General features: G+C 71.9%; 2 protein-coding genes. Both read right to left on the bottom strand.

Features of this window, described 5'->3' with window-relative positions; all coding sequences use genetic code 11:
* On the bottom strand, positions 1-7,217 hold a 7,217-nt coding region (locus tag ACH4S9_RS18595; RefSeq protein ID WP_398372965.1), incomplete at its 3' end, for an amino acid adenylation domain-containing protein.
* A 2-nt stretch (positions 7,218-7,219) separates the two neighbouring features.
* Positions 7,220-8,434, bottom strand: coding sequence for an SRPBCC family protein (locus ACH4S9_RS18590; RefSeq protein ID WP_385338481.1), 1,215 nt, complete (start codon positions 8,432-8,434; stop codon positions 7,220-7,222).
* Positions 8,435-8,743: the final 309 nt, after the last annotated feature.

Raw genomic sequence — 8,743 nt, 5'->3', positions numbered from 1 at the left:
GCCGCACCCAACGGCTTCACCACCACCGACACCACCCCCTCACCCGGCACAAACCCATCCGCCCCCGCATCAAACGCCCGCACCACACCCGAAGGAGAGAACGACCTGAGCCGTGAACCGAGCTGGAAGTACTGGGGCGACATCCCCATGTGCACACCGGCGACGATGGCCTGTTCGCACTCGCCCTCACGGATGCTGCGCACCGCCGAGTGCAGAGCCACCAGCGACGACGAACACAACGTGTCGATCGTCATGCTCGGACCCCGCAGATCCAGGAAATAACTCAACCGGTTCGCGAGGATCGCGTTGTGGTTTCCCAGGCCCGCGGCCGTCTCCACGACGTCGCCCACCACCATGTCCCGGTAGTGCTGGTAGCTGGCGCCCACGAACACACCCGTGGATTCCCGCACCCTGCCCGCCAGGCCCGCGTCCTCCAGCGCCCGCCACGCCGACTGGATCAGATGACGCTGCTGGGGGTCGATCCACTGTGCCTCGGCGGGCGACAGGCGGAAGAACCCGGCGTCGAAGTCGGTGAGCCCGTCGACGAAGCCGCCCCGTCGGAGGTATACGGTGCCGGGCTTGGCCTCCGTGCCGTAGTAGGCGTCGATATCCCAGCGTGACGCGGGTACTTCGCGCAGGCAGTCCTCGCCGGCGAGCAGAGCGCGCCACAGCTCCGTGGTGTCCCCGGCGCCCGGGAACACTCCGTCGACACCGATGATGGCGATGTCGTGGCGGTCCGTGTCGGCCGTCCCAGCGGCCTCTTCCGATGGCGGGAGGGCCGTCGAGGTGATCGACGTGGCGAACACCTGGGCCGCGCGGGTGTCCATGGCCGGGGGCTGTTCGGGGGCCGGGGGCTGTTCGGGGGCCGGGGCCGACCCGGCGTCGGAGCCGGGTACGGCCGTGACGCCGTACTCCTCGCGCAGTTCGGCGGCGAGTCTGTCGACCGTGCCGACCTCGAGCACCAGGGTGACCGGGATGTCGACATCCAGCATCGCCCGGATGTCCTGGGCCAGCGAGACGGCGAGCACGGAGTCGAGCCCCTGCTCCTGAAGTGGCCGGTCCACTTCGAGGGCTTCGACCTCCATCTCCAGCGCGGACGCGACCTTCCGGGCCAGGGCGGCATCGAGGCGGTCGGCCCCACCGGGCCGCCCCGGCATGACCCGGTGACCGTTGCGCTCGGCGGCCGGGGCCATCGGCGGGGCGGTACGGACGGCATCCCGCGACGTGCCGGGCTGCCCCGTCCCGTGCGTCGAACTCGGTGAGAGCCGCTTCCAGGTGATTCCGCGGGCCTCCAGCACCGGTTGGTCGCCGTCGAGGATCACCAGGCTTCCGGTGAGCAGGCCGGTGTCGGCGCCCGTGTCCCGGTCGCGCCGGGCGTACACCCGGGCGGTTCCGGGAAGGCGGCCGAGGACCGTGAGCCGCTCGATGGCGAAGGGGACGTACAGCCCTTCAGCGCCGCACGCGGCGAGCGCGGCCTGGAACGCCCCGTCCAGGAGCCGGGCGTCCACCGCGCCGTGCGGCTGGGCCCCGGCCCGCAGCAGGCCCGTCGCCTGCCCGGGCGCGGTGGCCAGGGAGGCGACCGTACGGAAGCCGGGGCCGTAGCGCAGTCCGTCCCGTTCGAAGGCGCGGTACATCGCGTCGACGTCCACGGCCGTGAAGCCGTCGCCGGAGGCGGGGACGGCGAGCACCGGCTGCTCGACGCCGGTCACCTCGGCATCGCAGACCAGGGCTCCGGCCGTGTTGCGGAACCTGACCGAGGTTCCGTCGCGCTCGGCCGAGAGGGCCTCGGGCCCCTCGACGGCCACGCGGAACGTCAGATCGCGCAGGCCGAACCGGTCCCCGCCGAGGAGCTCGGCGACCCTGCCAGGGTACGCGGCACCGGGCAGGGTCGGCTTGCCGAGGACCACGTGTTCGTCGGCCTCGGGCTGCTCGGCCCACGAGTTCGTGGGACGACCGGCCGGCGCGGTGGCGTGCGGCGGGAGCGCGGGCCTCGGCCGGCCGGCGGGCTCCAGCCAGAGGTACCGCTCGTCGTGCGGCGCGGTCGGAAAACGCACCCGCGCACGCCCCGGCCCGGTGACGAGGTCCACGCCCGCGACGAACCGCCGGGCCAACGCGTCCAGTTGCTCCCGCCCGGCTCCTGTGTCGAGCGGCGCCGTCCTCGTGCGCTCGGTACCGAGGGCCACCCCGACGTACAGGGAACGGGCTTCGCCCACGCCGGCCAGGAACAGCCGCAGCTTGTCCTCGAGCTGCTCGAGGCTGTCCACCACGCAGGCGAGTCGGTGCGAGGCGGCCGGGCGGCGCAGGCTCGCGTCGTTCAGGGCGGCCAGGGGCGGGCAGTACGCGGAGCTCACCATCATGACGAGCCGCTGTGCGAGCGTGTGCAGCGCGGCCTGGGACCCCGCCGACAGGGTCAGCAGTCGCGGCCCGTGGTCCGTGGTGTGAAGGTCCCCGGAGTGGGCGGCCTCGACCACAACGTGGGCGCCCGCGCCTCCGAAGCCGAAGCTGCTGACTCCGGCGACCCGCGGCCCCTCCCAGGGCAGCAGCCGGTCGGCGACGAACAGGGGTGAGCTGTCGAAGTCGAAGGCCTTGTTCGGGGTGGTGAAGTTGAGGGACGGCGGGATGCTGCCGGCCTGGAGCGCGAGAATCGTCTTGATGAGGCCGGCCATCCCCGCGGCGGGCTCCAGATGGCCGACGTTCGTCTTCACCGAACCCACGGCCACCGGTCGCGAGGCAGCCTCGCCGAGGACCGCGTGCAGGGCCTCGAGTTCGATGAGGTCGCCGAGCTGTGTGCCGGTGCCGTGCGCCTCGACGTATCCGATGCCGCCCGCGGTGATCCCGGACGCCTTCAGGGCCTTGCGCAGCACCGATTCCTGGGCCGGCCTGCTGGGCGCGGTGAGGAAACCGGCGCTTCCGCCGGTGTGGTTGACGGCCGTGCCGCGGATCACGGCCAGGACCGGGTCGCCGTCGCGTTCGGCGTCCGTGAGCCGTTTGAGGACGACGACACCGCAGCCCTCGCCGCGTACATAGCCGTCCGCCGCCTCGTCGAAGGTGCGGCAGACCCCCTGCGGTGACAGCATCCCGTTGCGTGCGAAGGAGCGTGTCTTGTCGGGGGTCAGCACGAGATTCGCGGCGCCGACCACGGCGGCGTCCACCTCGCCCGCGCGCAGGTGCATGGCCGCCTGGTGCAGGGCGACCAGGGACGACGAGCACGCCGTGTCCACCGCGAAACTCGGTCCCGACCAGCCGAAGGTGTGCGACAGCCGGTTGGCGACCATGGAGATGGCGGTGCCCGTGGCCACGTGTGGGTCGGCGTGGCCGGTGCTGTCGGCCACCAGTTCCGGGAAGTCGCTCGCGATCGTTCCGATGAAGACTCCGGTGTCGGCGCCGAGCGACGTGTGGTCGTGGCCACAGCTCTCCAGTGCCTCGGCCGCCACGCTCAGCAGGATGCGCTGGAGGGGGTCCATCCGCCGTGCCTCACGGTCGGTGAGGCCGAAGCGCGCGGCGTCGAAGTACTCGACCCCGTCGATCCAGCCCATGTGCACGTCATCGGCGTCGGACCAGAGGTGTGCCCAGCCCCGCTTTCCGGCCGGTGCCTGCCCCACGCTGGAGATGCCGCCTACGAGGTTGAGCCAGAACTCGTCGGGTGTGGCGGCCCCGGGGAACCGGCACGCCATACCGATGACGGCCAGCGCGCTGTCGTCGGCCGGGCGCCGTGCGGGCTCGGGCCGGGCGGGCTCCGGCCGGGCGGGCTCCGGCGTCACGTCGGCCGCGACCGGCGTCTCCGCCACGGGTGCGGCTTCGTCCGCCCCGGCGTCGGTGATCGGCACCAGACCCTCCGCCCCCAGCAGCCGGGCCAGCTTGGCCGGCGTGCCGGTCGCGAAGATCAACGGAGGGCTGATCTGGGCGTCCAGCTCACGGCTGAGCCGCGCGGCGGCGACCGTGACGTTGGCCGATTCACCGCCGAGGTCGAAGAAGTTGGCCTGCACCGCGAAGTCGGTGTGTCCCAGCGTGGCCGCGAAGCTCCGTGCGATCGAGTCGGCAAGGGCTCCCTCGGTGATGCCGCTCCCCGGGACCTCCGCGGGCTCGGCGGTGGACGGGACGATGTTGTCCCGCGTCGGCAGCGGCAGCCGCGCCCGCGCGACCTTGCCGTTGCCGGTCAGCGGCAGTGCTTCGACGCGCACGTAGGCGTCGGGCACCATGTAGTCGGGCAGCGGCCCCCTGACGAACTCGTCGAGCTGCGACTTCGTCGCCGTGGCGGCACCGACCAGATAGGCGGTCAGCCGCGGTTCGCCACGTCCCTCGAACCGTGCCGCGACGACCACGGCCGCGCTGACGCCGGTGAACCGCTCCAGCACCCGCTCGATCTCGGCGGGTTCGATGCGGTTGCCGCGCACCTTCACCTGGGTGTCGGCACGGCCGAGCCACTCGACGGCTCCATCGGTGTGCAGCCGTACCTCGTCACCGGTCCGGTACAACCGCACACCGGTGTGCGGATGGGTGAGGAAGGCGTCCGCGGTCAGGTCCGGGCGGTCGGCGTAGCCGCGTGCGAGCCCGGCGCCGGAGATGTACAGCGCACCTGTCGTCCCGACGGCGCTCGGCTCCAACTGGCCGTCCAGGACGTGCAGTTCGAGATTCGGCAGGGGATCGCCCAGAGGCAGGAAGGACCCCGGGGACGTCATGCGGTGGCAGGAGGCCCAGATGGTCGCCTCGGTCGGCCCGTAGAGGTTCCACAGCTCCCGCGCCGACGCGTGCAGCGGCTCGGCGACGCTCATGGGCAGGGCCTCGCCGCCGGAGAGGACGGTGAGCCGCGCGGGCGGGGTCCAGCCGGTTTCCAGCAGCAGACGCCACATGCTCGGCGTCGCCTGGGCGACGGTCACCTCGCCGATGAGCTCTGCCAGTCGGCGCGGGTCGCGCGCCACGTCGCGGGAGGCCAGGACGACCGTGGCACCGACCGTCAGCGGAAGGAGCAGTTCCAACAGGGAGATGTCGAAGGCCACCGTGGTGTGCGCGAGCATGCGGTCGTCGGCCGAGGAGCCGAGGCGTTCGCCGATCCCGGTGAGGAAGTTGGCCAGCGCCGCGTGCTCGATCTCCACGCCCTTGGGGTCACCCGTCGACCCGCTGGTGAACAGGGTGTACGCCAGGTCGTGGCCGCCGACCTCGGCCGGCCGCGCCGCCGCCGAGCCGTCCGCGTCCGGCACGCGCAGGGCCGGGCCGAGCCGCGCTCCCAGAGCGTGTGTACGGGCATCGGTGAGGATCAGGTCGCACCGCGCGACCTCTGTGCAGCGTTGCAGCCGTTCGACGGGGTAGCCCGGGTCGAGCGGCAGGAACGCGGCACCGGCCCGCAGGACGCCGAGCAGCGCGGGGAGCAACTGAACCCCCCGGTCCACCAGCACACCGACCACCGAGCCGTTCTCGACGCCCTGGTCGTGGAGGCGGGCGGCGATCGCGTCCGCCCAGGCGTCCAGTCCGGCGTAGTCCAGCGTCCGGTGGCCACTGCACACGGCGACGGCTTCGGGCCGGTCGGCGACCGCCGTGGCGATGAGGTCGAGGACGGTCGGGCCGGCCGCCGCGGGCTGCTCACCCGCCGACTCCGGTACCGCGGCGAGGGGGGCCGACGGTGCGGCGGGCGCCGTTTCCTCGCCGTGGAACAGCGCGGCCAGCGCGATGTCCTCGACCCGTTCGGTGAAGGCCAGCGCCTCGTCGCTTTCCATCGCGGTCTCCCGTACGAAGACCGTGGGCGGACCGTCCTCGAGGCACAGCAGCGCGATCTCGGTGTGCGGTTCGGCGGACGCCTCCTCCCCCACGCTCCGTTCCAGGACCATCAGCCGCGTGAACGTCGGCTCCTCGGAACCCAGCGGACGTCCCGCCAGGCCGAGGCGCACCTCGAGGTCGGCGGCGTAGCCCTTCCGGGAGGCCGCCTCATCGAGCTTGTCCAGCAGGGACCGGGTGGTGTCCGACGCGTACCGGACGGGAAAGCGCGCGGCGGCGATGCCATGCGTGTGCTCCGCGAGGACCCGTGCGGCCGACGGCGACCAGGCGAAGTCGAAGGTCCGCTCCCCCGTGCGCTCCGCCACGGCCTCGAGGAAGGCCCGGACCACCCCGGCCGCCTCGTCACGCGAGGCGGGGGTGAAGGCCAGCTCGTAGCGCCCGTAGTGGGCGGTGGCGGCGGTGAAGTCGTCCGCGGGCAGTCGCGCCGGTCGCAGATCCCGCAGCCGCGCCTGCCACCACGGCTCATGGGCCCGCAGCGGCTTCTGTGCGGCGGCGATGTTCGCGAGCCGCTCCGCCGAGGCGGCGGGCATCGCGGCGCCCTCGATGATGCCCAGCCGCTGCGCGGCGGCCTGGCCGCTGAGGGCGCTGCCGTCGACGGCCGTGAAGTCGCTCAGGACGAGGTCCGCGTCCGGCGCGGACAGGGTCAGCGCCGAGGTGGTCACCGACAGCGCGACGGTCTCGGAGCGGGGCTCGTCCCGGGGGATCAGCCTGATCTGCCGGGTGAACACCGCGCCCTGTTCGGTGACGAGCGTCGGCAGCCCGAGCGGGTTGGGGAAGGATCCGTAGTCCAGGGCCTTGGAGATCCGCGCGGCCTCGGCGGCCGTGGTGCCGGCGTGGATCAGGCCGCCGGACGCCATGCGGGCGGACCGTCGGTAGAACCGCCGTTCGCGGTCACCGGTGGCGGTGGCGGTGGCGGTGGGCTGGGGCAGGGTTCCGGCCACCACGTGCGGAACGAGTTCGCGGAACAGCTCGATTCCGCTCTCGGCCGTCTCGTAGGTCAGTGACAGGGCGGTGGAGTGGTCGCGGATCGGGAACCACCGCTCCAGCAGCACGCTTCCGGCGTCGACCGCCTCTGTCATGCGGTGCCAGGTCGCCGCGTGGCGGGTCTCGCCCTCGTACAGTGCCCAGGCCGGAACGTGGCTGCCGGAGTACCGGGGCAGCGGGCCGTCATGGAAGTTGATCGCGGCGACCCGGGGCAGTTCGAGGATGTCACCGGACAGAATCCGGAAGTTGACCATGCTGAACAGATAGTCGAACGGCCGCTCCGACAGCGCCCCCGCCAGGTCGCCCCGGGGGTCGAGCAGGGGAACGGCGTGCTCGGCCGCCCACGCGGCCGCGGCCGGGTCGTCGCTGAGGATCCCTTCGATGCGTACGCCCGCGTCGAAGAGTTGGGCGGCGCACTGGGTGAGGACCCGGGTTCCCCCGATGATGAAGCAGTTGGTCGGCATGTTCACCCCTGGGCCGCGGTGGAGTCGACGGGGTGGGCGGAGCCGGCGCTCGGCGCGGCGTCGGAGCCGTCCGCGGGGTCCGTGGTCTCGGCCGCCACCCAGGCGTCGATCTGGGAGACGACCTCCTCGTCGAGGGAGAGCTGCCCGGGGGCCCACATCGGGTTCGACAGACCGCGGTGGGTGCGCTCGCACATCTCCCAGTCCTCGTAGTTCGCCTTGTCCCACAGCGCGAAGACGGCCTCGTGGGAGAAGTCGTCCTTGGCGGTCTCCGAGGGGTGGAAGAGCCAGAAGTGCCGTACGAAGCAGGTGCCGGGGCTCTCGGGCCAGACCCACTGCATCATCACGTAGTCGGCGGTGAACCCGAACAGCAGATTGGGCAGGATCGTGATCCAGTTGATCCGCTGCCGGTCCGCCTCGGGCACCAGGGGCATGGGGACGCGCCCGCTGCGGCCCGTCATGGAGACGGAGTTGAAGCCACCGCGGATCGACTGCCAGGCGCCGACGATGTCGCCCTTGAGGTCGTAGGTGCCCGCGTCGTCGAAGTCGGTGATGCGGTGCAGGTCCTTGTGGGCCGTCGGGAAGTGCAGGCTCTCGTTGACGTTGTGCGCGACGAGCTTCCAGTTCGAGGCGACCGGATAGTCCTTGGCCTGCACACACTCCAGATCGGCCAGCTCGTAGACGCGCGCGAACTCGCCCAGCTCGCCCAGGGAGGCGTCGAGGTCCGGGGCGTCGTCGGAGAAGGTGATGAACACGACGCCGTAGCGGATCTCCGTGCGGATGGGCAGCAGCCCGTTCTTCTCCTTCTCGAAGAAGTGGTCGAAGTACGTGCCGTTGAAGCTCTTGAGTCGGCCGTTGCGGTCGTAGACCCAGCAGTGATAGAGGCAGACCAGGCTCTGCCGCTTCCCGGCGGCCTCCTCCACGAGCTTGTAGCCACGGTGGCGGCAGTAGTTGTGGTACGCCTGGATCCCGTTGTCCCCGTGCAGGAGGAGGACCGACCCGGTGCCGATGTTCAGGGTGCTGTAGGCGCCCTTCTGCTTGAGGCGGGACACATGGTCCACCGGGAGCCAGCGCCGGCCGTAGATGCGGGCCATCTCCCGCTGGTACTGCTCCTGGCCGGTGTAGAACTCGTGCGAACGACCGACGCCGCCGGTCTCGAAGTAGGGCCTCTGGTCGGACTGCTCGCTGATCAGGTGGAACATGCTGGGCGCGCGTGTCATCTGCTGGGCTCCCTCGGAGGGTGCGTGGAAGGCGGTGGCAACGTGCCGATGCCCTCGGGCCCGCGGGGCGGAGTGACCGCGGTGTCCGATGCCGCGGGAAGCACCCTCGCCGCCTGCGCGGTACGACGGCACAGGGCGGCCCGAGGAATGGGAATGACGGAAAACACCGTGAGGTTGCTGCGGATCGACCGGGCAGCACCTGGAGCGGGACACCACGCTTTCGGACGACGCGGCGCCCGGGGAGCCGTGTGCGCGCGGAGGCGTGACGTACGGCTGCCGATGCTTTCTGTATGAAGTGCTTGGCGCGTC

Source organism: Streptomyces sp. NPDC021225, assembly GCF_044332865.1.
Classification (GTDB): domain Bacteria; phylum Actinomycetota; class Actinomycetes; order Streptomycetales; family Streptomycetaceae; genus Streptomyces.
Note: the sequence above shows the minus strand (reverse complement) of the source record. Positions and strands in the feature narration are given on the sequence as shown.